The organism is Paenibacillus xylanilyticus, from assembly GCF_009664365.1.
Classification (GTDB): domain Bacteria; phylum Bacillota; class Bacilli; order Paenibacillales; family Paenibacillaceae; genus Paenibacillus; species Paenibacillus xylanilyticus_A.
Genome location: NZ_CP044310.1, coordinates 3,794,519 through 3,819,509, shown reverse-complemented (window position 1 = coordinate 3,819,509; position 24,991 = coordinate 3,794,519). Strand labels below are relative to the sequence as shown.

General features: G+C 48.3%; 17 protein-coding genes. 16 read left to right on the top strand and 1 reads right to left on the bottom strand.

Annotation, left to right across the window (positions count from 1 at the left end):
* Window positions 1–84 precede the first annotated feature (84 nt).
* The 9 genes from F4V51_RS16820 (at window position 85) to F4V51_RS16780 (ending at window position 12,804) form a co-directional block, all read left to right on the top strand.
* Window positions 85–1,050 (top strand): ABC transporter permease, encoded by a 966-nt coding sequence (locus tag F4V51_RS16820; protein ID WP_095286681.1) that lies wholly within the window; start codon window positions 85–87, stop codon window positions 1,048–1,050.
* Window positions 1,051–1,162: 112 nt separating this feature from the next.
* Window positions 1,163–2,002 (top strand): carbohydrate ABC transporter permease, encoded by an 840-nt coding sequence (locus F4V51_RS16815; protein ID WP_227779547.1) that lies wholly within the window; start codon window positions 1,163–1,165, stop codon window positions 2,000–2,002.
* Window positions 2,003–3,559 carry a glycoside hydrolase family 43 protein gene (locus F4V51_RS16810; RefSeq protein WP_153978918.1) on the top strand — a complete coding sequence of 519 codons (1,557 nt, stop codon included), beginning with the start codon at window positions 2,003–2,005 and terminating at the stop codon, window positions 3,557–3,559. It abuts the gene before it with no gap.
* A gap of 60 nt (window positions 3,560–3,619) precedes the next feature.
* Complete coding sequence (locus F4V51_RS16805) at window positions 3,620–4,654, top strand: endo-1,4-beta-xylanase (RefSeq protein ID WP_416226479.1); 1,035 nt, start codon at window positions 3,620–3,622, stop codon at window positions 4,652–4,654.
* 70 nt (window positions 4,655–4,724) lie between these two features.
* Window positions 4,725–5,711, top strand: a complete 987-nt coding sequence (locus F4V51_RS16800) for a glycoside hydrolase family 43 protein (RefSeq protein WP_153978916.1) — start codon at window positions 4,725–4,727, stop codon at window positions 5,709–5,711.
* A 300-nt stretch (window positions 5,712–6,011) separates the two neighbouring features.
* The gene (locus F4V51_RS16795) at window positions 6,012–7,547 is read left to right on the top strand and encodes a glycoside hydrolase family 43 protein (protein WP_153978915.1); all 1,536 of its coding nucleotides are present in this window, start codon (window positions 6,012–6,014) and stop codon (window positions 7,545–7,547) included.
* A gap of 144 nt (window positions 7,548–7,691) precedes the next feature.
* On the top strand, window positions 7,692–9,392 hold the full coding sequence (locus F4V51_RS16790) for an extracellular solute-binding protein (protein WP_236146576.1): 1,701 nt from the start codon (window positions 7,692–7,694) through the stop codon (window positions 9,390–9,392).
* A gap of 43 nt (window positions 9,393–9,435) precedes the next feature.
* Entirely contained in the window at window positions 9,436–11,178 is a 1,743-nt protein-coding gene (locus F4V51_RS16785) for a sensor histidine kinase (RefSeq protein WP_323131777.1), read from the top strand.
* Between the two features lie 3 nt (window positions 11,179–11,181).
* Window positions 11,182–12,804, top strand: coding sequence for a response regulator (locus F4V51_RS16780; RefSeq protein WP_153978914.1), 1,623 nt, complete (start codon window positions 11,182–11,184; stop codon window positions 12,802–12,804).
* Window positions 12,805–13,000: 196 nt separating this feature from the next.
* On the opposite strand, the gene F4V51_RS16775 is transcribed toward F4V51_RS16780, so the two are convergent.
* Entirely contained in the window at window positions 13,001–13,756 is a 756-nt protein-coding gene (locus F4V51_RS16775) for a helix-turn-helix transcriptional regulator (RefSeq protein ID WP_236146816.1), read from the bottom strand.
* 283 nt (window positions 13,757–14,039) lie between these two features.
* Here F4V51_RS16775 and F4V51_RS16770 point away from each other — a divergent pair, with 283 nt between their 5' ends.
* The 7 genes from F4V51_RS16770 to F4V51_RS16740 all read left to right on the top strand — a co-directional run bounded on the left by F4V51_RS16770 (window position 14,040) and on the right by F4V51_RS16740 (window position 24,956).
* Window positions 14,040–15,395 (top strand): ABC transporter substrate-binding protein, encoded by a 1,356-nt coding sequence (locus tag F4V51_RS16770; RefSeq protein WP_201281158.1) that lies wholly within the window; start codon window positions 14,040–14,042, stop codon window positions 15,393–15,395.
* A gap of 112 nt (window positions 15,396–15,507) precedes the next feature.
* Window positions 15,508–18,405 (top strand): extracellular solute-binding protein, encoded by a 2,898-nt coding sequence (locus F4V51_RS16765; protein ID WP_153978912.1) that lies wholly within the window; start codon window positions 15,508–15,510, stop codon window positions 18,403–18,405.
* A 58-nt stretch (window positions 18,406–18,463) separates the two neighbouring features.
* Window positions 18,464–19,381, top strand: a complete 918-nt coding sequence (locus tag F4V51_RS16760) for a carbohydrate ABC transporter permease (RefSeq protein WP_376035425.1) — start codon at window positions 18,464–18,466, stop codon at window positions 19,379–19,381.
* Window positions 19,382–19,383: 2 nt separating this feature from the next.
* On the top strand, window positions 19,384–20,259 hold the full coding sequence (locus tag F4V51_RS16755) for a carbohydrate ABC transporter permease (protein ID WP_076288847.1): 876 nt from the start codon (window positions 19,384–19,386) through the stop codon (window positions 20,257–20,259).
* 15 nt (window positions 20,260–20,274) lie between these two features.
* Entirely contained in the window at window positions 20,275–21,738 is a 1,464-nt protein-coding gene (locus F4V51_RS16750; protein WP_415753005.1) for a hypothetical protein, read from the top strand.
* Complete coding sequence (locus F4V51_RS16745; protein ID WP_095286590.1) at window positions 21,722–22,357, top strand: Yip1 family protein; 636 nt, start codon at window positions 21,722–21,724, stop codon at window positions 22,355–22,357. The genes F4V51_RS16750 and F4V51_RS16745 overlap by 17 nt, the downstream gene beginning before the upstream one ends.
* A 16-nt stretch (window positions 22,358–22,373) precedes the next feature.
* Window positions 22,374–24,956: a DUF5696 domain-containing protein gene (locus F4V51_RS16740; RefSeq protein WP_153978911.1), complete on the top strand. Its 2,583-nt coding sequence runs from the start codon at window positions 22,374–22,376 to the stop codon at window positions 24,954–24,956.
* Window positions 24,957–24,991 lie beyond the last annotated feature (35 nt).

Below are 24,991 nucleotides of genomic sequence, written 5' to 3'. Positions count from 1 at the left end.
TTTTGAAACATGTTTATGACAGATGTGTTCTGGTTGTTTCGACGTTTTCCTTTGATTATAAAGATGGATAGGGAGCTTGATATTATGGAGGAAATTGTAGTGGGTACCAAGCCGCTCCGCCCGAAGAAAAAACCGAAAATCAGGCGGATTACTTGGCAGAATATTAAAGCACAGAGACAACTCATTTGGATGTCTGTTCCTCTGCTTGCGTACATTATTGTCTTTGCGTATGTACCTGTATGGGGTTGGACGATGGCCTTTCAGGATTATAAACCGGCCCGGAGTTTCTCGCAGCAGACGTGGGTAGGATTCAAGCATTTCCAATTTTTATTTACCGATGACAATTTTTTGCGAGTGCTTCGCAATACGCTAGCCATGAGTGTCATCAACATGATTCTGGGTTTTGTAACCGCTATTGTTCTTGCTTTGCTGCTTAATGAGATCAAGAAGGTCCTATGGAAGCGGACGGTACAGACGATCTCGTATCTGCCTCACTTCTTATCATGGATTATCGTTACCGGAATCGTAGCGACATCGCTTGCTTCTGACGGTATTGTCAACGATATCCTGATGAAATTGCATTTAATTGATGAGCCTATTCTATGGCTGACGGAAGGTAAGTATTTCTGGGGCGTTGTTGCAAGCTCCCACATTTGGAAAGAGGTTGGATGGAGTACCATCATTTATTTGGCGGCCATGGCCTCGATTGACCCGGCACAGTACGAAGCTGCCGACATTGATGGAGCTAACCGTTATCAAAAAATGTGGAATGTCACTTTGCCTGGAATCAAGCCTACCATTGTCATCCTGTTGATTATGTCGATCGGGCATATTCTAGAGGCCGGTTTCGAGGTTCAATATTTGCTGGGTAACGGATTGGTTGTTGACTGGGCAGAAACGATTGATATCTTTGTGCTCAAATACGGGATTGCACAGGGTAACTATTCGCTTGCGACTGCAGGCGGTATATTCAAGACCGTGGTCAGCATTACGATGTTGCTTGTAGCGAATTGGACAGCCAAGCGGCTTGGGGAAGAGAGGCTCTTATAAGATGAAAAAAACACCATTGTCCGGTTTAGGAAATACATCGGCGCTTTCTGTACGCCGTCCTGGTGCCAGAGGCCTTGAACCGTTTCTGTTCGGCACCTTTAACACGATCTTCATGATCGTGCTCGTAATTGTGACGCTGTATCCATTTTTAAACACCATTGTAGTTTCGTTTAATGCAGGTAATGACACCATTCGGGGAGGCTTATATTTATGGCCTCGTGATTTCACCTTGCAGAATTACAAAGCAGTTTTTGCTTCAGGCACGATCTATAATGCGTTTTTGGTTTCAGTTGCGCGGACCGTACTTTCTACACTGCTTAATATTTTCTTGACCACCATGCTGGCCTATACGCTGAGCCGGCGCGATTATATCTTCCGTAAGCTGATTACAACTGTTTTTGTACTGACCATGTATTTCAACGCTGGTCTGATTCCGGGATACTTCCTTATGAAGGATTTGCATTTGATTAACTCCTTCTGGGTGTATGTCCTGCCATCACTGGTAAGTGCGTTTAACCTGATCGTCATTCGTACTTATATTTACACGATACCTGAAAGCTTGATTGAATCTGCGAAAATAGACGGTGCAGGAGATTTCCGGATTTTCTGGAAGATTATTTTCCCGCTATGTAAACCTGTACTGGCGACCATTGCGCTCTTCGTTGCCGTCGGGGCTTGGAACTCCTGGTTTGATGCATTTCTGTACACGTCGTCTCGTCAAGAGCTCAGCACGCTGCAATATGAATTGATGAAATTGTTGTCTTCCAGCATGAACGCCAACAGCAATCCTTCCGTTGCCAATGGTATAGGGGCAGAGCATTCGACTCAGGTAACCCCGATTTCCATTCGTGCGGCCGTGACCATTGTGGCTTCCGTTCCGATTTTGCTTGTATACCCGTTCATGCAAAAATACTTTGTCGTAGGACTTAATGTAGGGAGTGTGAAGGAATAAATGTCACAGCTTCAAGTACAACAAATTCGCTATGCGAACCCGATTCTTCCCGGATTCTATCCGGATCCGAGCATTGTGAAGGCAGAGGATTACTTTTACCTTGTTTGCAGTTCGTTTGAGTATTTTCCGGGGGTTCCGATTTTTCGGAGCCCGGATCTAATTCACTGGGAGCAGATCGGCAACGTATTGGATCGGGTAAGCCAGCTTGATTTGACTGGTCAGAAGAGCTCGGACGGAATTTATGCCCCTGCGCTGCGATACCACGAAGGTACGTTTTATATGATTACGACAGATGTTAGAGGTATCGGGAACTTCTATGTTACGGCAACCAACCCTGCGGGACCATGGTCTGATCCGATTCGCATTCCGTATGGGGGAATCGACCCCTCTCTGTTTTTTGACGATGACGGGAAAGTGTATGTCACCGCTCAGCAAGGAGCGGACTACGATTCTCATGCCATTCAATATGAGATCGACATCACGACAGGGAAGGCGTTATCCGAACCTCAGGTAGTATGGCACGGAGACGGTGGCCCGTGGACCGAGGGGCCGCACTTGTACAAAATCAACGGGATGTATTATATGATGTCTGCTTCTGGAGGGACGGCCAAGGAGCATCGCGAAATCATCGGTCGCAGCGAACATCCGTATGGTCCGTTCGAACGGTATCCAGAGCCGATTCTGACTCACCGCCATTTGGACCACCCTATCCAGTATTTAGGCCATGCCGATCTGGTGGAGGATCATCACGGAGAATGGTGGGCTGTATTCCTTGGCGTCCGCTTGACAGAAGACGGATATAGCGTGCTTGGACGCGAAACATTCCTTGCGCCGGTTGTTTGGAATGAGGGCTGGCCGCATATTGACAACAATGAAGGCACAGTAAGCCTGGACATGACGATTCAGCGTAAGCCGATGTCAGTTCCTTCTCAAGTGGATGGTAATGCAGCCATTGTCGCAGGCCGGGATGACTTCAATGAAGAACTGGGTCCGCAGTGGATGTTTGTGCGCAATCCGTCAGAAGGAGCATGCTCCATAACGGAACATCCGGGTTCTTTGACACTTTACGGGCAGGAGGCAAATCTCAGCGACGTTGGTCAGATTACGTTTATTGGCCGTAGACAGCAGCATCTTCAGGCTTGCTATACAACCAGCATGACATTTGTGCCGACTGCTGATGGAGAAGAAGCGGGCATGTGTATTCGCCGGGATGAGGATGCGCATTATGAGCTTGGTGTTAAAAGGTCGGAAGGACGCAACCTCACTTTTGCCCGTCTGACGGTACGTGGAGAGTCGAAAATCGTGTATGAGAATGAGACCGAAGCAGAGCAGCTGTTCCTTCGAATTGAATCAACGGAGACGGACTACAAACTGAGCTGCTCCTTGAATGAACAGGACTGGGTAAGTCTTGGAACGGGTTCAGCACGGGGCATCTCTCCGGAGGACTTTGTGCATAAAATGTGCTTTACCGGAGCGGTAGTCGGGTTATATGCCACTGGCAACGGCCAGGCAAGTCATACACCTGCACGCTTCGATTGGTTTGATTATGAAATCTAGCTAACTGATCTAACGAGACGAACTAATATTACTTATTCGGTAATCAGGAGGAGGGGAATTATGGAATCCAGGCGTGAAGAGGAATCATTGAAGGCTTTATATAAGGATGCTTTTCATATCGGTGCAGCGGTTAACCCCCTGACGATCGACAGCCAGCGCTCGCTGCTGGCCTACCACTTCAACAGCTTGACAGCAGAGAATGAAATGAAATTTTCAAGCCTACACCCGGAGGAGAATCTGTACACGTTCGAGAACGCAGACGTCATAGCGTCATTTGCCAGAGAACAAGGTATGGCACTGCGAGGACATACGCTGGTCTGGCATAATCAGACTCCCGATTGGTTGTTCGAAAATGAAACGGGCGGAAAGGCGGAGCGGGATGTACTGCTTGAACGGCTTCGCTCGCATATTCAGACTGTCGTCGGCAGATATAAGGATGTGATCTACTGCTGGGATGTTGTGAATGAGGTCATCTCTGATGAGAATGATGAAAGTGCATATCTGCGGCCTTCCAAATGGCTGGATATTGCCGGGGAGAACTTTATTGCCAAAGCATTCGAGTTTGCTCATGAAGCAGATCCACAGGCTCTCTTGTTTTATAACGACTATAACGAGTCCAACCCGCATAAGCGAGAGCGCATCTACCGACTTGTTCGTTCACTGCTGGATCAAGGCGTACCGATTCATGGGGTAGGTTTGCAGGCACACTGGAATTTATACGACCCCACGCTGGACGACATGCGTGCTGCCATTGAGCGTTATGCCCAGCTTGGCCTCCAGCTTCAGCTGACTGAGCTTGACGTATCGGTATTTCGCTTTGACGACCGACGTAAGGACCTGACTCGTCCTGAGAAGGGAATGCTGGAACTGCAAGCCGAGCGTTATGAATCCATTTTCCGTCTCCTTTACGAATATCGTGAACACATCAGTGCCGTCACATTCTGGGGAGCAGCCGATGATTATACCTGGCTTGATCATTTCCCGGTCAGAGGCAGAAAAAATTGGCCATTTTTGTTCGATGAATCACATGCTCCCAAACCGGCTTATGAGCGCGTCGCGCAGATTCCGAAGCAAGCTGCAATGGAGAAAAAGTGATACTTATATCGTTAAAGCGTCCGAAAATACATTTGGAAATGAATCATCTCTTTTGAAAGGGAGTATTTGAATGTCTGAAGTGCCTAAACCGCATCAACCGTTAGTCACCCACATCTATACTGCAGATCCATCAGCACATGTTTTTGAAGATCGGATCTATATCTATCCATCTCATGATCTGGATCATGACGGTCCGGTGAATGACAACGGAGACCAATATAAAATGGAGGATTATCATGTATTGTCCATGGCCGATCTGAACTCACCGGTCGTGGATCATGGTGAAGTGCTGCACGTTAAGGATGTCCCGTGGGCATCCAGTCAGATGTGGGCGCCAGATGCAGCGTACAAAAACGGAAAATATTATCTATTTTTCCCTGCACGCGATCATGATGGCATCTTCCGGATCGGTGTAGCAACAAGCTCTTCTCCCCAAGGTCCATTCCAGCCGGAGGAGCAGTACATCCCAGGCAGCTTCAGCATAGACCCTGCCGTATTCATTGATGAGGACAACGAAGCCTACATGCTCTTTGGCGGCCTGTGGGGTGGTCAGTTGGAGAAGTGGCAGACGGGAAGCTACGTGGAAGATGCTGAAGGTCCTGCTCCGGATGCGCCTGCCCTTGGCCCACGAATTGCCAAGCTCAGCGAGGATATGCTCTCTATGTCTACAGAAGCATTGGAAATTGTGATCCTGGATCAGGAAGGCAAGCCGCTTACCGCGAGCAACGAAGAATGCAGATATTTCGAAGGCCCATGGATGCACAAGTATAATGGCAAGTATTACTTGTCTTACTCCACGGGAACAACGCACAAGCTGGTATATGCTACAGGTGACAATCCTATGGGACCATTCACGTTCCAGGGCACCATATTACCGCCTGTTTTGGGATGGACGACACATCATTCCATTGTTCAATTTGAGGATAAATGGTATTTATTTTATCATGACTGTTCCCTGTCCGGCGGTGTCGATTACAAACGCTGTGTCAAGTTCGCCGAACTGACGTATAACTCCGATGGAACCATTCGCATGATTGATCCATACCCGGAAAAATAACAAGTTTATGGGGGGGCCTCACGGGCCTCCCTAGTTATATAATCATACCTTGTAGCCGACCTTTAAAATCTATCTTTGAGCTTGCATTTGGTTTTAAAGAGAAGGTCACATTAACTTATCTATTTTTGAAAGCGCTTAATTTATGGCGTTAACCTTCATTATAATGGAGAAAGCTGTTATTTTTTCTGTCGCTTCTGGATTAAAACATGTAAAATGATTTTGACTGAAGAGTCAATGTTTGAATTGCTAATTTTAACGATATTTTTAAACTATTCATAAATAAGCGGGGTGTATTAAGGCATGGTTCATCACAATCCGATTCTATGGGCCGATTATCCGGATCTCGATGTTATCCGCGTAGAAGATACGTATTACATGGTGAGTACGACGATGCATATGATGCCAGGATGTGTCATCCTGCGTTCATACGATCTGATGCAGTGGGAAGTGGCAACTCATGTGTATGATAGACTGGATGACACGCCCGCCCAAAGACTGGAAGACGGCAAGCAGATTTATAGTAAAGGAATGTGGGCAGCTTCACTTCGGTATCATCAGGGGACTTTTTATGTAATCTTTGTAGCCAACGATACGCGCAAGACGTATTTGTACACCTCTTCATCTATATTGGGGCCATGGAACAAACGCATTGTTGAGGGCTTTTATCATGATTGCTCTCTTTTCTTTGACGATGACGACCGGGTATATCTGGTACATGGCAATACCGAAATTCATCTGATCGAGTTAAAGGCTGATCTGTCAGGACCTAAACCGGGGGGATTGCAGCGAATAATCGTTAAAGAGCGCGAGCCTTTCCACCTGGGTTACGAAGGAGCCCATTTCTATAAAATCAATGGGAAGTATTATGTGTTCCTGATTCACATTTCCAAAGAGGCGGGCCGAAGAACACAGGCTTACTTCATGGCGGATACGATAGACGGTGAATTTGTCGGTGGAGAAGTTTTTAACGATGATATGGGTTATTTCAATTCAGGTGTTGCGCAAGGTGGGATTGTTGATACACCGGATGGAGAATGGTATGCCATGCTGTTTCAGGATCATGGTGCGGTGGGTCGTATTCCAGTACTTGTTCCCATGCATTTTGAAGGCAGTATACCCGTTTTTGCAAGCAAGGCACCAAAAGAAATCGATATTCCTAGCACAAGGCCGGGTTATCAATACAGCCCACTGGTAGGCAGCGACGATTTCAGTTATCACATTGGAGAAGACGGTAGAGTACGCCTGCGTGATTTTTGGCAGTGGAATCATACGCCCCATGATGAGCTTTGGACTGTAACCGAGAAGCCTGGTACATATCGTATTCGGAGCGGTCAGCTCAGTCCGAACTTAACGTTTGCCGTAAATACATTAACCCAGCGCGCGATGGGACCTGCATGTACGGTTAACGTGACACTGGATGGCAGCGGATTAAACGATGGTGATTATGCAGGAATATGTTTTTTAATAGGAACCTACGGTTTGATTGCTTTAACTAGGGATGAGGGACAGTTTTACCTTGTCATGCAAGCACGGGAAAGTGAGGATCCCAGCATATTCGGGAATTTAATTGATGAGGAGCCGGCGACGGAACATGCACGAATCCCCGTAGCCGGGCCGGTCGTTACGCTCCAGGCGTCAGGTCATTTTGTGAATAATCAGGATGAGTGTTCATTTGCCTATCTTGATAATACGGAGTGGAAGCCAATTGGCATCCCTCACAAAATGTACTATAAATTGGACCATTTTATGGGCTGCCGGATTGGCTTATTCTTCTACTCAACGAAGGTTATTGGAGGAATGGTCGATTTCTCCAATTTTGAATACCAGGTCGTCTAGGCAACAAATACACAATGGTATATAAAGTCGCCTGGTGGCGACTTTTTGTACGCCTACAGATCATTGAATATCGAATGATTGAATTCCGAATGATCCATAAAATAAATGGCATGATTCATTCCAATAGAAAAGGGGCAAGTTGCCGTGTCTAATCGATGGAAGTACAGAACAAGATGGACCTTAATTCTGCTCCTTGCGGTGCTCATGCCTGTAAGCCTTATGCAAGGAATGTCGGAGCAGACGCAACCGTTACCCACGGGGCAGCAGGGGGAGCCTTATGAGGATGAAGGGAAATATGTTCCGTCCATACAAGTCACTTTTGTCAGGGAAACAGGGGATGAACTGGAGCGAATGGTTGAGGATTTACCGGGTGAAAGTCTGATAGATAATCGCTGGACACGCTTGTATGAAGAAGAACTCGGTATTCAGATTCGTTATGACTGGATCGCCACGGGTGACGTTTATAATCAGAAGCTGGGGGTAGCCCTTGCTTCAGGCCGTTTCCCTGACGTTGTCAAAGTAAACCCATACCAGCTCAGGCAGTTAAGCAATGCCGGATTGATTGAAGATCTGACCGAAGTGTACCAGACGCAAGCCACTCCTCTTACCAAAAAAATATTGGAGGCTGAGGGAAGAGGTGCATTCGACGCTGCTACCATAAACGGTAGACTGATGGCCATCCCTGAATCGTCATCTTCCATTGAAACGGCGCAGTATCTATGGATCAGAAAGGATTGGCTGGATAAATTGGACTTAAAGCCGCCCAAAACGATGGAGGATGTCCTGAACATATCGGAAGCGTTCACCGAAGGAGACCCCGATGGTAACGGGAAAAACGACACCTATGGAATGGCGATGACGAGTTATTTGTGGGATCCCGTCATGGGCGTATCCGGATTCATGGCGGGTTACGAGGCTTATCCGAATATCTGGATCAAGGACAAGAAGGGGAATCTCGTTTACGGTGGCATACAACCAGAGGTCAAACAAGCGCTTGAGAAGCTGCAAAACTTATACCTTAATGGCCAGGTTGATCCCGAGTTTGCCTACAAAAACGGAAGCAAGGAGTCTCGACTAGTTCAGGACGGTAAAATAGGCATGCTGTATGGTGAACAGTGGACCCCATTCATGCTTCAGACTACGCGCGATAAGGACCCAGACGCGGAGTGGCAAGCATACCCTCTTGTGGCCGAGTCTGGAAAAGACATACGGGTCCCGCTGCGTTCCAATACAGGACAATATTTTGCCGTTAAAAAAGGATTTGCCCATCCTGAGGTCATCGTCAAGCTTATGAATCTGCATCTGGACAAAAACTGGGGTGAACAAGCTGAGTATGAAAAGTATTACAATGATGACTCACTTGCCGTGTGGAAGCTTTCGCCAGTAACTCCGTTTCCAGGAACCAAAAACATAGATGCTTACAGAGATATTCGTGACGCCACAGAAAAAGGAGACTACTCCAGCCTGGAGAATGAAGCACTTGCGATCCACAAACGAATAGTTGCTTATGACTCCGAAGGCGTAAAGAGTGGATGGGGATGGAAACAGACCTATGGCCCTTCGGGTGCTTTTAGCATTGCCGATGCCTATGACTTGAACGGACAGTTGATGTACGACGAATATACGGGTGGGATAACTGAAAGCATGGTTGACCGGCAAATTATTCTTCGAGATCTCCAGCTTGAAGCCTACATGAATATTATCCTTGGTTCACCCCTCGAAGAGTTTGATCGGTTCGTCGACGATTGGTACAAGTTGGGTGGGGAAGAAATTACATCGGAGGTGAATGCGTGGTTCAGAACCAATGGTGGAGGGAATCACGGCTCGTTGGCATCTTCGAATTAATTCACAAACCTTTTCGCGGTTTGGCTCACAGGAGGTGAAAGGGTTGTTTAGGATCCCTGCCCAGTCGTGGCTCAATAGCATATTTGCAAGACTAATTATGACCTACCTGGCTTTTGTCATTCCGCTGATTCTTCTCGGCGTATATCTATATCACTGGAGTTATGACACTGCAAGCCAGGAAATATCCTTGTCGACAGATCGGCGTTTGAACCAATTTGCCATGGAGCTGAACAGGGAAATCGAATGGATGGAGCTGCAGCAGTTCGACATCGCGGAAGACCGCAAACTGAACCGGCTTGCCATTCTATGGAATATGATGGATCAAGTGGAACGACGTGAAACGTTGAATTATTTATCGGAACGATTGGCTGCTTTCAAAAACAGCAGTGCTTACATCCGGAACGTTTACGTACATATCCCTTCAGTCAACAAGAGTGTATCGGCCGTGCAGGGCATTGATGACTTTGATCAGGAATCCTTTAGCTACTTTAGCTCAACCCGAGAAGAAAAAGGGATTCGCTTTACTGTGAAAGGGGACAGCCTGAATCTTAGCGCTGTGAGACTAACAGGCCAAATAGGTGAGGATCCGCTGTTTGTTGTCCAAGTGGAACTGGATAACGCTGAAGTTCAGAATGAATTGTCACAGCTTAATCTTTATCCCGAGAGCGCAACATTGCTGATTGAGGACCAAACGGGGCTTGCCATCTCGGACCAGCGGCGTGACGCCATTCTGTCCAGTCACAGCAAGTCCAGCTTTACGAATTCGCAAAGCAACTTTCAGGTGAGCGTGGACGATACCGTGTATCATGTGAACCAACTCCATATAAGTACGTTGGGCTTGTCCGTAGCCACCTATTTGCCGGAGGAAATCGTAACCAAACCTCTCAGCAGATTTGTTCAATGGGCCTGGATTTTTGCCATCACTTCATTCATCGCCATCGCGGCGTATCTGTATTCCAGCTACAAGCTGATCCACATGCCGCTGCTGCTGCTTGTCAAAAGGTTCAAGAAAATGGAGGGAGGCGTGCTGGACATTCCAATCAACCATCATCGAAAAGACGAATTCGGTTTTTTGTACAGCCGTTTCAATCTTATGATCGAAAATCTTCGGCAGCTGATTGACCGTGATTTCAAAATGACCATGATGATGCAGCGGGCCGAATTAAAACAGCTTCAATCCCAGATTAATCCACATTTTCTGTACAATAGCTTCTTTATTCTAAATTCCCTCGCCAGAACAGGAGATACGGATCGTATTGAACAATTTACGAACATGCTCGGCGAGTATTTCCGCTTCATCACCCGAAACGGGACAGATCATGTTCCCTTGAAGGAGGAGGTGGAGCATTCGCGAATCTATACGGAAATTCAGCAGCTGCGATTCTCCAGACGCATCAAGGTGGACTTCGGGCAGGTCCCCCTGGAAATGGAACAGATTCAGGTGCCCAGGCTGATTATTCAGCCGATTATTGAGAATGCTTACGAGCACAGTCTTGAAAAAAATACAGATATGGGTCTCTTGCGCGTACATTTCAATATGGAGGAATCCTTTATCGAATTTGTCGTGGAAGACAATGGTAACGAGCTGCGCATGGAAGATATTGAGCTCCTCCAAGAACGGCTGCTAAATGAAACAAGTACAGATGAAATGACCGGATTAATGAATATACACCGGCGCCTTAGACTGACCTATGGGGAAAAAAGCGGTCTTTTTCTCTCCAAGAGTGAGCTGCAGGGGCTCAGAGTCGCTGTTCGGATTCAAACGGAAGGAAGGGGAGACGAATAACGAATGTATAGACTTTTAATCGTGGACGATGAGGAGATTATAACGGATAGTCTGTATGAGACGTTTGCCAGATATATGCCAGACAGCCTTGACGTGTGCAAAGCCTATTCAGCTGCGGAGGCATTATCTTGGATGCGGCGCTCCAGGATCGACATTGTTCTGACAGATATTCGCATGCCGGGCACAAGCGGTCTGGAGCTGACCGAGGAGATTCAGGCCCGATGGCCGCAATGCCGCGTTATTTTCTTGACAGGACACAGTGATTTTGATTATGCCTACAAGGCTTTTCAAATGGGCAACGTAAGGTATTTACTCAAAACGGAGGGCTATGACAAAGTGATGACCGTCGTCGAACAGGTCATCGAAGAGATTCGGCAAAGTCATACCATGAATGAAGTGCTGGAACAGTCTGATGAGATTACTTCCAGATTAGCCGCGCTGCAGCAGGAGGAATATGTGCGTAAGCTTCTTCAGCAGTGTAAGCCGGCAGGTTCAGCAGATGAGATTCAAGCTGAACTGACGCGAAGAAACATTGAATTGCAAGCCGATTCCCCGGTGTTCCTGGTGCTTGGTCGATTCAACACGATGCCAGTAAATCCTGCTGATCTCGAACATCTTCAGGCCTCCATTCGAGTGATCGGCTCTTCGCTTATCCGTGAACATGCGACATCTGCCAGCGTAACCGATCATTATGGCGATGCGGTCTGGCTGATTCAACCGAATAGAGAGAACGTCAGCCTGGACGATCATTTTGTCACCTATGTCGAAGGTACATTGGAACTTGTACAAGAAGCTTGCCAGTCTTCCTTGGGTGTATCCATTGCATTCGCATTAAGCGGACAAGGCTGTCCATGGTCCCAAATTCCAAGACAATACGAACGTCTGCGTCTCCTGCAATGGATGAAGATCGGGGATGGGGTATCCATGGTGTTAACAGATAGAACCGAAGAACCTGCAGTGGGGGCTTCCAAGGATTACATCCGCATTTCAAGCCGTATTGAGTTAATGATCGGTTATTTAGAAACCGGCAGGTTCCAGGCTTTTTATGACGTCTTTGAAGAGCTGATCAACGAATTGCTGCAGCAGGACATGATTATGGAGCGAGCGATGGAGACGTACTATCACTTGGCACTGATGCTGTACACCACATTCAATCGTTGGGGGCTTCCGCATAAGATCCCTGATCAGCGACGCCTTCTTCATCTCGGAGATTATCGAAGTATAAGGGAGGCGGTACACAACCTGTACCAAGCTGCTGATCAGTTGGTTCAATTCAAACAGGCCAATGAAGCGGAACGGGCTAATTTGGTGACCCAAACGATATGCACGTACATCAAAAACAATCTGGAGAAGGATTTATCCTTGGTCCGAATGGCTGAAATGAATCATTTCAACCCATCCTATCTCTCACGGTTCTTCAAACAGGAAACCGGGATCAACTTGTCCGAATTTATTGACGATTGCCGCATTCGAAAAGCCAAGGAGCTGCTGGCCCATACGGATCTTATGGTGCGGGAGATTGCGCTGCAAGTCGGTTATGAAGCAGCTCATTCGTTTACACGTCTGTTCAAGAAGCTGACAGGTATGACGCCGCAGGAATATCGCGAATCCTTGTTGGTTCGATAGGAGAAGTGTAAGAACAGAAATGATTGGCTGAGACAGATTTCAAGAGTCAAGTATGCTTCCGTACATTGACGATAGGTTTACTGTCTTCATCAAATGTCATAAAGATCCGGATATGATAAAAACGCAGGAGCAGTTGCTCCTGCGTTTTTTGGTTAGGAGTAGCCGAGTTCCAAATGGCAAACAGATTAATTCATACCTATGCTGTATGGGTTTTCTGTCTCCGGTAGGCATTGGGACTTGAACCGGTATACGATTTGAACTTTTTGTAGAACCAATCAATATCCTTATAACCGACCTCTACAGCTATTTCGTAGATTCGCAAACTCGTAGAGGACAGAAGCTGCATGGCTTTCTCCATACGCTGCTGAAGCAAGTAATCCGTGAAAGACATATTTTCCTCCAGCTTGAACTTCTGGCCCAGGTAAGCGCAATTGAAATGCAGCATATCGGAAATTTTCCTTAACGTGATTTCATCCCCCAGATGATCCCGGATATAGGCTTTGACCAGGCGGATGACATGACTGGAGTTCATTGCTTTTCCGTAGATTGGAATAGGGGATTTACTAGGCAGACTTTGTTTGATTGGTTCCGAGCTCAGCCTGTTCTGCATTCCAAGTAAACTATTCAGCAGATCAGAGGGCCGGACTGGACCAGACAAATAGTCATTTACCTGATAAGCCAGCGCTTTCCTCACAAGTCGGTAGTGATCTCTTCCACCTAGCAGAAGGATTGGGATATCACTTGTTTTCCGTATGTGGTGACATAACCACAGCCCAGCCGTATCACACCGCTCCGTAAATACAACCACAATGGCAAATTGCTGTTCAGACAAAGCAGTCAGGGCTGCAGGAGCAGAATGGACACATTCACCGATCACATACTGCGATTTGTTATGGTTCAGCAGTTGCTGAAGTTCTCTGCACCAACGGCGACTGTAATCGACAAGCAGCATATTGTACAAGAAGCATGACCTCACCTTCCTGAATTTTGTGCGGGCGGTTCATCTCTGAATAAAGGCATAATTTTATTATGGGAATAAAAGAAAGCGCATACAATGTGCAACTTTTTGCAGATAGTGCATTTCTTTACCAATTCATATTAAAAAGACAGCGTATCTTTTCAAAACCATGCCTTTCTATAATTTGACAGGGTAAATATCTAAGTTTCATCAGGTTGTTTACGCTTTCATCCGAGAGATACACTGTGGGAGCAAACGACAATCAGGGGGGAAGACGATGAGAAAAAACAAGTTTATGCTGCTGAGCCTGGTATTCGCGGTCATGCTGTTCATTGCTGCATGCAGTTCTACGCCAACCGCACAACCTGAACCGGAGAAACCGGTACCTCAGGAGGAACAACAACCTGCCGAAACGGAGCCCGAGAATCCAAACTCCACGCCGGAGATGGATTTTGATATGGGCGGCCGGACCATCAAAGTGGTTGCTTGGTGGGACATGGAGATTCAGGACAATAACCCGGACAATATTCAGCGCCTCGAAAATCTGGAAGCACTGAAGAAAAAACACAACTTTAACATCGAATATGTTTCTATCGACTTTGGTGAGTATCAGGAGAAAGTAGTGGCTTCTCTGATGGCAGGTGAACCGCTTGGGGACTTTGTAAGGCTCGGTAAGGATTACGCCATCCCTGCATTGACCAAACAGGATCTGTTGTGGCCAGTGGATGACTATATCAAAAACGACAAGGTATTCAACCAGAAAACGACCAAGGAATACATGCAGTACGAAGGCAAGGGATACGGGTTTACCGAAGATCAATCTTCGTTCATTAATGGCATTTTCTACAACCGGACCCTTATGCAGGAACTGGGATTGAAGCCATTGCAGGAATATGTGGATGCCGATGAATGGAACTGGGATACATTCCTCAGCGTCGCAAAGGAAGCAAACAAGGATCGAAACAACGATGGCAAGCTGGATACGTGGGGACTTGCTCAGACAGGTCTTCTTGAACCCGTTTTGTATTCCAACGAAGCTTCTCTGACCAAAGAAGATAAGCAGAACCTGGAGGATCCGAAGACCAAAGAAGCGCTGAACTTCCTGTCCAAAATGGCAACCGAGAAAGTCGGCAGAGCTTCAGAAGGCGGCGACTGGACAGAACCGTCCACCTTCTTCCGTCAAGGTAATACGCTGATGTACGCAGGGGCAATGTACGAGGTGGAAGGCATTATGACGGATATGAAGGATTATGATATCGGCTTTGTACCTTTTCCCAAAGGACCAAGTGCTTCGGCATATCACTCTGGTGAATCACGCTACCAAGCAATTACAATTCCTAAAGCGGTGGAGAACCCGGAACAACTGATGTACATCTGGGAGAAAATTAACGAGATCGATTCAATCTACGAGTATCCTGGCCAATCCACGCTGGAGACACACCTGACGGATGAGGCGGACATCAATAACGCCAGAGAGGTTGCAGAGGGCATGCTTGTACTTGACCACAATACATTCCCGTCCCTGCCATTCTGGGACTTTGATGCAGAGCTTAAAGAGGGCGTATCCGTATCTACGCTGATTGAGAAATACAAGGCTCCCTTCCAGGCAGCGATTGATGAGGTATATAAATAAGCACCTACACTATACACGGGCAGAACGCATCAGTATCGGTGTGGTCTGTCCGGGTTAGTTAGTCAACCGTTTTATGGTCGCTACGCTTACAGGAAAGGGGATACATTCGAACATGCGGTCACGTAAGAAAATGGGGCTGATTCTGGTGCTTGTCCTGGCCTTAGTGTTCTCGATCTGGACGATCTATCCATCGCGTGATCAAAGCACGGGAACGGTACATGCGCTCGAAGATTTTGAAGCGGTCTCGAACACGGACGATGAAAGCAGCTATGAACATTATCTGAGTATGCATGCCAGCAGCGCCAAGCCGGATAACGTCATACGAATTGAAGGCGAATCTTATGTTCAGGCCGAAGGCGGAGCATTCGAAGTTGTACAGGGATATGAAGGATTGGATGGCAAAGCCGTCATTACGCCTGAAACCGGAAGCATTCGCTGGGATGTGCCTGTTCAAGCGAGTGGTCTGTACCATGTCCGCATCCATTATTATCCCGTTGAAGGCAAGAGTTCAGGGATCGAACGCAGGCTGGAGCTAAACGGGCAGGTTCCATTCAGGGGGGCTGACGTCCTGCTGTTCGACAGGGTGTGGGGCAATCGGGAAGAAGACATCAGGCGGGATGACCGCGGCAACGATCTCAGGCCGAGACAGGTGGAACAGCCCGAGTGGCAGCTCGCTTCCTTCAGGGATAGCGCAGGTTACTTCGAGGAGCCGTTCCAATTTTATTTTGAAAAGGGTACACAGGATTTAACTCTCACCTCGCTAAGAGAGAGCATGGCCATTGATTATATCGAACTGTATCAGGAAGAGGACGTCCCTTCCTATGCGGATTTGCAGGCAAGTTATGAGACACGCAGCTTGAAACCGGCTACTCCTGTCATGCTTAAGGTTCAGGCAGAGCAGGCAGCGAGCAAGTCCTCGCCGACACTTTCACCCATCTCGGATCGATCCAGTCCTTCACTGGAGCCATATCACGTTTCGAAGATTCGGATTAACGCCATTGGAGGAATAAACTGGAAACTGCCGGGTGAATGGATTGAGTGGGAGATTGATGTTCCGGAAGACGGGTTATATCAGATCGCGCTGAAGGTGAAGCAGGACCAACTGCGCGGCATTTATGCCACCCGTAGTCTCACCATTGACGGTAAGGTACCGTTCAAGGAAATGAAACGCATTCGTTTTAATTACAGTCCTTCCTGGCAAACGCAAGTCCTCGGAGCCGGAGAAGAACAGCCCTATCAGTTCCATCTTGAAAAAGGGAAACACCGCATTCGGATGACGGTCACACTGGGTGATATTGCCCCGCTGCTCCGTACGGTGGAGTCCAGCGTACTGGAACTGAACGAGATGTACCGCAAAATATTAATGATCACTTCGAACCAGCCCGATCCGCTGCGGGATTATCAGCTCGAACGGCGTATACCGGAGATGACCGAGGTGTTTGAACGACAGGCTGAAACACTTAGCTCGGTTGCAGCCTATCTGGAGGAGGCCACGGGTGAGCAGAGCGATAAAGTCGCGATTCTGAATGCCATGGTCGTTCAGCTTAGGGATATGGTGGCCAGACCGGAGACGGTACCGAAACGATTGGATACATTCAAAATTAACGTGGGCGGACTTGGTACCTGGATTCTGACCGTACGAGAGCAGCCCATTACGATGGATTACCTTGTCGTATCCCAGCCAGGTGGGTCACTGCCGGATGCAAATTCTTCGGCCATCCAGCAAGTAAAGCATGAACTGGGAGCCTATGTGGCTTCCTATACGGAAGATTACGACAGTATCGGCAACGTGGAGCAAAAGAAAGACGCGATTACCGTCTGGATTACAACTGGACGGGACCAAGCCCAGGTGCTTAAGGGTCTGATCGATGATTCGTTTACCCCGGATACCGATGTCTCGGTACAATTGCGCCTTGTTCCGCCCAACATTCTGCTGCCTGCAACGCTTTCGGGGGAAGGACCGGACGTAGCCATGCAGATGGGTGAGGACATTCCCGTGAACTATGCGATGAGAAATGCGGCAGCGGATCTGAGCAAGTTCCCGGACTTCGAAGAGATTTCCGAACGGTTCCGTGAAAGCGGACTGACGCCTTACCGTTATAATGACGGGGTTTACGCTCTGCCGGAACAGCAGCACTTCCCGATGCTTTTTTACCGGAAAGATATCCTGAATGAGCTTGGCCTTGAACCGCCGAAGACATGGCAGGACGTCTATAACGCCATCGCGGTGCTCCAAAAACACAACATGGAGTTCTATCTGCCGATCGAGGATACGCTGAACAATGCAAACCTTGTACCGAATTCCACTTTTGCCATGCTGTTGTATCAGAATGATGGCACCTTCTATACGGAAGATCAGAAGAAGAGTGCACTGGATTCGGAGATTTCAATGGATGCATTTAAACGCTGGACCCAGTTCTATACCAATTACAAATTTCCGCTCAAGGCAGACTTTCCAAACCGGTTCCGTACTGGGGAAATGCCGATTGGCATCGCCGATTATACCACGTACAACATGCTGACGGTTATGGCACCGGAAATTCGCAACCTCTGGGATTTTACCATTGTTCCGGGTACGGAGCTTCCGGACGGTTCGATACGGCATGAGGTAGCCAGTGCGACCAGCGCCGTGATGATGCTCGAAAATGCAGGCAACAAGGAAGCTGCATGGAAGTTCATGAAATGGTGGACCGATGAGCAGACCCAGATCGAATACGGAAGAGAAATGGAAGGCTTGATGGGGGCAGCTGCCCGCTATCCGACGGCCAATATTAAGGCACTGCAGCAGCTGCCTTGGCCCGTGAAGGATTATCAAAATCTCGAGAAACAATGGAAATGGGTACAAGGTATCCCGCAGCTGCCAGGAGGTTATTTCACAGGCAGGCATCTGGACAATGCATTCCGTAAAGTGGTCAACGCCAACGAAAACCCGCGTGAGGCCCTGTCGGACTATGTCCTGTATATCGATGACGAAATCGAGTTAAAGCGCAAGGAATTCAATCTGAAGTAGAAGGAAGGGAGGGTAACGGTTGCAAGCCAAAACAGCCAAGACAGCAGCCGCTCCTGCCATCCATACGCGTCCAGCGGGCAGGTGGTCCCTTTTGAAAAGGGATCTGTATCTCAGCAGACATTATTACGTATTGATGGCACCGTTTATGTTGATCTTTTTTATGTTCACTGTCATTCCGGTCGGCATTTCGCTTGGGCTCAGCTTTTTCCATTTCAATATGCTGGAGCTGCCGCGTTTTATCGGCTGGCAGAACTATTCACGCTTGTTCCTGGGGGACGATGTCTTTTTAATTGCTCTGAAAAATACGCTGCTGTTTGCCGTCATCACCGGCCCAGTCAGTTATATTGCCTGCTTTTTGTTTGCGTGGATTATCAATGAACTATCGCCCAAAATCCGGGCAGTTATGACGCTGGTATTCTACGCTCCGTCCATATCCGGTAACGTATTTTTCATCTGGCTGATCATCTTCTCAGGTGACAGCTACGGGTACATGAATGGCTTCCTGATGCGTCTGGGCGTCACCCTAGAACCCATCCAGTGGCTCGCAGATGAGAGATACGTGCTGGCCATCGTCATTATCGTGCAACTATGGCTCAGTCTCGGAACCAGCTTCCTGGCTTTTATCGCAGGTTTGCAGACGATTGACCGCTCGCTGGTGGAAGCCGGTACCGTAGATGGGATCAAAAATCGCTGGCAGGAGCTCTGGTATATTACCCTGCCATCGATGAGACCCCAACTCATGTTTGGCGCCGTCATGCAGATTACGGCTTCATTTGCGGTAGCCGAAATTTCGATTGCCCTGGCCGGTTTCCCAAGTGTTAACTATGCAGCGCATACGGTCGTTACTCACTTGATGGACTTCGGCACCATTCGCTTCGAGATGGGATATGCCTCGGCCATTGCAACGGTGCTGTTTGCACTGATGCTTGGTACGAACGTCTTGACGCAAAAAATGCTGAGAAAGATAGGTGAATGACAATGACCAGCAAAGTACGTGCCGTGTTCGGCATGCCCAAAAGACTGAATCGGTCATTTACCGTCAGCCTGATGCTGTTTGCCCTGCTGGCCGTATTTGGATCATTTATGGTGTTACCTCTCATCTATGCTGTTAACAACGCATTTAAGCCACTGGATGAATTGTTTATTTTTCCACCGCGCTTCTGGGTGAACAATCCGACAACGGAGAATTTCGCGGATCTGATCAATCTGATGGGCAATTCGTGGGTACCGTTATCGCGCTATATTGCCAATACATTGCTCATTACGATCCTGGGAACAGCAGGACATATCCTTCTGGCCTCAGCTGCGGCGTATCCACTGGCGAAATATCGTTTTCCGGGTTCAAAGGTGCTGTTCACAATTGTCATTCTGTCCCTCATGTTTTCGCCGCATGTCACTGCCATCCCGAACTACATGGTGATGTCCTGGCTCGGCTGGATTAACAGTCATGCTTCGATTATCGTGCCATCCCTAGCGTTCTCGTTGGGACTGTTTCTGATGAAACAGTTCATGGAACAGATCCCGGATGCACTGCTGGAGGCAGCGAAAATTGATGGCGCGAATGAATACCGGATTTTCTGGAGTATTGTGATGCCTAATGTGAAGCCGGCATGGCTCACTTTGATGATTTTGCAGTTTCCGGCCCTCTGGGGAACAGACGGTGGAAGTTTTATTTACAGTGAAAATCTTAAAACATTGCATTACGCGCTCAGCCAGATTGTTCAGGGAGGAATAGCGAGAGCGGGGGTTGGTGCAGCGGTTGCACTGCTGCTTATGATCGTACCGATTACGCTGTTCATCATCTCCCAGAGCAGTGTCATGCAGACGATGGCTACTTCGGGCATGAAAGAGTAGAAAGGAGGCAGCGAGGTGCGGATAAGCACATGGAACAAGCAGGGCTGGATCATCATGGGCATGGTCTGCCTCCTGTGGTTCAGCCAGGAGGCAGCACCCGTGAGTGCAGATGGCAAGCAGGATGCTTACCAATATTCCTACTGGGGCGATTCCGTTCCGGCTCCTGCAGCATACGAGGCCACGTCCATCATTACGGGAAAAAAAGTGAACGCTGGGGCATTCAAGGAACCAAGTGACATGCATGTCACAGCGGATCAGCGGGTGTTCGTACTGGATTCCGGCAATGGTCGCATTGTGGAAATGGATCGTAATTTGAAGCTGGTCCGGACGATTGATTCCTTTGAACGTGAGGGAAAGAAGGAGCAATTCAATAACCCGCAAGGGCTGTATGTAAGTGAAAAAGGGGATCTTCTCATTGCGGATACCGACAATCAACGCGTCGTTCATCTGAATGAACAAGGCCAATTGGTCAAGGTTGTGGCTGAGCCGAAATCGGATCTGTTACAAGCGGATTTTCAATTCAAACCCGTTCGGGTTGTCATGGATAAAGGAGACCGCATTTACGTCATGGCAGCGGGTGTATTTGACGGATTCATGGAATTCAGTGCCGACGGTACATTTTCCTCCTTTATCGGAGCGAACAGGGTTCAAGTTGACCCGGTAGAGTATTTGTGGAAACGATTTGCCACGCGCGAGCAGCGCAGTCAGATGGTCATGTTCACGCCGACGGAATTCACCAACCTGGATATGGATGAAGAGGGATTCATCTATGCCACGAGCGGTGACCGCGGCAAAGATCCAATCAAGAAGCTGAATGCCCAGGGGACCGATATCTTGCGCAGACAAGGTTATCATTACCCACAAGGTGATCTGATGTACACGAATGAAGCAGGGCCATCGCGCCTGATTGATGTAGACGTGGGAGACAGTGACATGTATTCGGTGCTTGACTCCAGCAGAGGGAGAATATTCACCTATAACGGGGATGGGTACCTGCTCCATATTTTTGGGGGGATAGGCAATCGGTTAGGCCAGTTTAACACACCAGTTGCACTGGAACGTGCAGGAGACCGAATGCTTGTGCTGGATAAGGCGCTCGGTGAGATTACGGTATTCGAGATTACCGAATACGGGCGCACGCTGCACGAAGCGGTGCGCAGTTATTACAACGGGGATGAAGATCAATCCTCGGTGCTGTTCGCCAAGGCCGCCGAGATGAATGCGAACCTGGAGTATGCCTATGCGGGTATTGGCAAGTCGCTGCTTCGCCAGAAGGATTATGCCGAATCTGCGCAATATTTCAAACGGAGCATGGAGCGGCAGGGTTACTCCAAAGCTTTTCTCTTGTTCCGCAAGGAGCTGATGCGTGAGCATTTTTCGTGGATGATGTCCGGTCTATTCCTTGCTGTTGCTGCGTTTGTTACCGTCGTCATTGTTCGCAGGCAGAAAAGGAGGACAACAAATGCAAGCGCCAAGTAAGCAGCTTTACCAGTATCCGCTTCACCTCATTTTTCACCCGTTCGATGGGTACTGGGAACTGAAATATGAACGTAATCAACGAACGACATTGCTGATTGCCTGTATGATTATGCTGCTGCTGACGGTTACCAAGATTTTGCATGCCCAGTACAGCGGTTTTCTCATTAATTTTAACAATCCCAAGTATCTGAACAGCCTGCTTGAAGTGTTGTACGTCATGATCCCGGTACTGTTCTGGTGTGTGGCCAACTGGTCGCTAACGACCCTGATGGACGGAGAAGGCAAGTTTTCGGAGATTTTTATGTCGACGTGTTTTGCACTGGTGCCGCTTCTCCTGATTCATTTCCCGTGGATTTGGCTGAGTCTCGTCATTTCCGCGCAGGAGACAGCCTTTTATTATTTCTCCAATGCACTTGCTGTGGCTTGGACGGTGTATCTGTTATTCGTGGGCAACATGACCGTTCATCAGTACACACCGGCTAAGACGGTGCTTACGATGCTGCTTACCCTTGTAGCCATGGCTTTTATGGCTTTTCTGTGCTTGCTTTTCTTCAGTCTGGTGCAGCAGATCGTATCGTTTGTCGTAACCATCTATCAAGAAATCGTGCTTCGGGGCTAAGGAAGGAGGACATCCAGTGAAATATGCTGTAGCAAAAAAAATAACCGGAATGCTGCTGATTGGCAGTCTGCTTCTAAGTGGTTGCCAGGTCTCGCTATCACCGCAAGCTCGTGAGGCAGCAGCAGCTGTAGATCAGGCGGATCTTCCCTCCCTGCCTCCCGGAGAACAACTGAAATCTTCTTTCAGCGATCCTCGCCTGCAAGACATGATTGGTATTGCCAGGAATGAAGCCTTGCAGCTGTTTATCGATGAAAAAACGGCAGAGATTGCTGTCCTGGACAGCGAGAGCGGACAGATCTGGCGCAGCAATCCGGCAGATCGAGAGCAGGACGGGATTGCGGCCGGCATTAACAAAGATCTTCTGTCATCCCAAGCCAGACTTAGCTTTTTCAACAACCAGGGACAGAGCAGTACGGTGAACTCTTATACGGATAGTATCGGTCATAAACAGGTTAGCTATGAGGCTATGCCAAGCGGGGTCCGGGTTCACTATCAGTTCGGGAGCACCGAACGCTCCATTGAAGATTTGCCGGTCAAAATCAGCAAGGAACGATTTGAGCAAAAGCTGTTAGCACAGCTCGACAAGGCAGGAGAACGCGCCTTGAAGATCGGGTATACCGAAGACAAAGAAGAAGGTGTTTATGTTCGAATCGACAAGGCTCTGCAGGGACTTCAGCTGTCTCGTGCTCTCAAGGCATTTGACACGGCCGGTTATACGGAAGAAGACCTGGCACAGGACCATGCCGAGCAGGGGATCGATCAGGAGCGAAGTGGACCGCGGCTCTTCATGTTGACGCTGGAATACGAACTGGATGGTGAGAACCTGCTGGTGCGTGTTCCTGCATCCGGCATTCATTTTCCGGAAGAATATCCGATCAACACCATATCCGTACTGGAATATTTCGGGGCCGGAGGGACGAATGAAGAGGGCTCGATATTTGTACCGGACGGCTCGGGAGCACTAATCCATTTTAACAATGGCAAGCTCCAGTATCCCGGTTATCAACAAGATGTTTACGGCCCGGATTTGACGATGAAGTTGAGAGAAGCCGGCTCGGCAGAAGCGAAAGCCCGGTTGCCGGTCTTTGGACTGATTCGCAAAGAGGGAGCTTTCCTTGGCATTATCGAGGAAGGGGACGCTGTGGCAGTGGTGAATGCGGATATCAGCGGCAAGCTGAACAGCTATAACAACGTATATCCAAGCTTCTATGTCATGAATAAGAGCGATGTAACACTTCAGGCAAGTGACATGGTGCGAACACTCCCCAAATTCCAGAAAAAACCGACAGCATCAGACTTTGTTGTCCGTTACGCCTTTGTCGGCGGGGAGAAGGCTTCCTATTCAGGGCTGGCGGAACTCTATCGGAATTATCTGCTGCAAACTGGTGGACTTCCCGAGCAGCAAGCGGGTAAAGAACAGGCGGGCATTCCATTTTATCTGAAATTGTTCGGCGGGATGACAACCCGGCAGCATATGCTGGGTATCCCTTATGATTCGACTGAGGCGCTTACGACCTTTGAGGAAGCCAAGCAGATTCTGTCCACGCTGACGGAGAAAAATGTATCCAACATTCAGGTTCGCTACGCCGGATGGTTCAATGATGGATTGCACCACCGACTGCCGGATTCCATTTCGGTGGACGGAGCCATTGGTGGCAAGAAGGGCATGCGCGAATTTAGTGATTACGCACGGGAAGCGGGTATTGGATTTTATCCGGATGTAGCTCTGCTGAATGTGCAGTCGAAGAAAGGGTTCAAACCCAATAAAGAGGCTTCACGAACGTTAACCCAGGAACCGGCTGTTGTGTATCCGATGAATCAAGCCTTACAGCGACGTGACAGGGAAAGGTCACCATCCTATGTACTTTCGCCCAACAAGCTGGATCAGGTTACCACAGATATGCTGGATGAGATGAAGTCTATTTCAAAAGAAGAGCAAGCGCAATCACTGAGCCTGCAGGATCTAGCTGAACAGCTGAACAGCGACATGAATCCCAAGAAGCAGCTGGATCGAACAGAAGCGCTGGGTGTAGTCGCTAAAGCGCTGGAACAGATCAAACAGCAGGCAGGCTCCGTTGTGGCCGAAGGTGGAAATGGCTACGCGCTGCCTTATGTTACCGGACTGACAGATGCTCCAATGAGCAGCAGTCAGTTCAAACTGGAGGATGAGGAGATTCCGTTCTTTCAATTGGTGGTTCATGGAAATATTAGTTACACGGGATCTCCCTACAATCTCTCGACATATACGAACCCGAGACAATATGTGCTGAAGCTGATTGAATATGGTGCAAGTCCGTACTTTGCCTGGTTTAATGCGCCTAATCATGTAGTCAAACAGACCGATTATGACGACCTGTACGCGGCAAATTACGAGCAGTGGGTAGATCTGGCTGCCGAGATGTACAACGAGGTCAATCAGACCAATCTTCCATTCGCCGGGCGTTCCATGAAATCGCATGAAGCATTGGCGGAAGGTGTGTACCGAACAACCTATGATGGCGGTGGCTTCGTGATCGTGAATTATAATGATTTTCCTGTAGAGGTTGAGGGCCAATCCGTGGAAGCCCAAGGTTATGCGACGGGTGGTGAGCAGCTCTGAAGACACTCCTGAAATGGAAATTGGGAAGTCGTACG

Excerpts from the sequence above, each read along its gene's own strand:
- F4V51_RS16810 (WP_153978918.1), top strand. The coding sequence starts at position 2,003 with ATGTCACAGCTTCAAGTACAACAAATTCGCTATGCGAACCCGATTCTT.
- F4V51_RS16780 (WP_153978914.1), top strand. The coding sequence starts at position 11,182 with ATGTATAGACTTTTAATCGTGGACGATGAGGAGATTATAACGGATAGT.
- F4V51_RS16775 (WP_236146816.1), bottom strand. The coding sequence starts at position 13,756 with ATGCTGCTTGTCGATTACAGTCGCCGTTGGTGCAGAGAACTTCAGCAA.
- F4V51_RS16820 (WP_095286681.1), top strand. The coding sequence starts at position 85 with ATGGAGGAAATTGTAGTGGGTACCAAGCCGCTCCGCCCGAAGAAAAAA.
- F4V51_RS16805 (WP_416226479.1), top strand. The coding sequence starts at position 3,620 with ATGGAATCCAGGCGTGAAGAGGAATCATTGAAGGCTTTATATAAGGAT.
- F4V51_RS16765 (WP_153978912.1), top strand. The coding sequence starts at position 15,508 with ATGCGGTCACGTAAGAAAATGGGGCTGATTCTGGTGCTTGTCCTGGCC.
- F4V51_RS16795 (WP_153978915.1), top strand. The coding sequence starts at position 6,012 with ATGGTTCATCACAATCCGATTCTATGGGCCGATTATCCGGATCTCGAT.
- F4V51_RS16755 (WP_076288847.1), top strand. The coding sequence starts at position 19,384 with ATGACCAGCAAAGTACGTGCCGTGTTCGGCATGCCCAAAAGACTGAAT.
- F4V51_RS16815 (WP_227779547.1), top strand. The coding sequence starts at position 1,163 with ATGATCGTGCTCGTAATTGTGACGCTGTATCCATTTTTAAACACCATT.
- F4V51_RS16800 (WP_153978916.1), top strand. The coding sequence starts at position 4,725 with ATGTCTGAAGTGCCTAAACCGCATCAACCGTTAGTCACCCACATCTAT.
- F4V51_RS16745 (WP_095286590.1), top strand. The coding sequence starts at position 21,722 with ATGCAAGCGCCAAGTAAGCAGCTTTACCAGTATCCGCTTCACCTCATT.
- F4V51_RS16770 (WP_201281158.1), top strand. The coding sequence starts at position 14,040 with ATGAGAAAAAACAAGTTTATGCTGCTGAGCCTGGTATTCGCGGTCATG.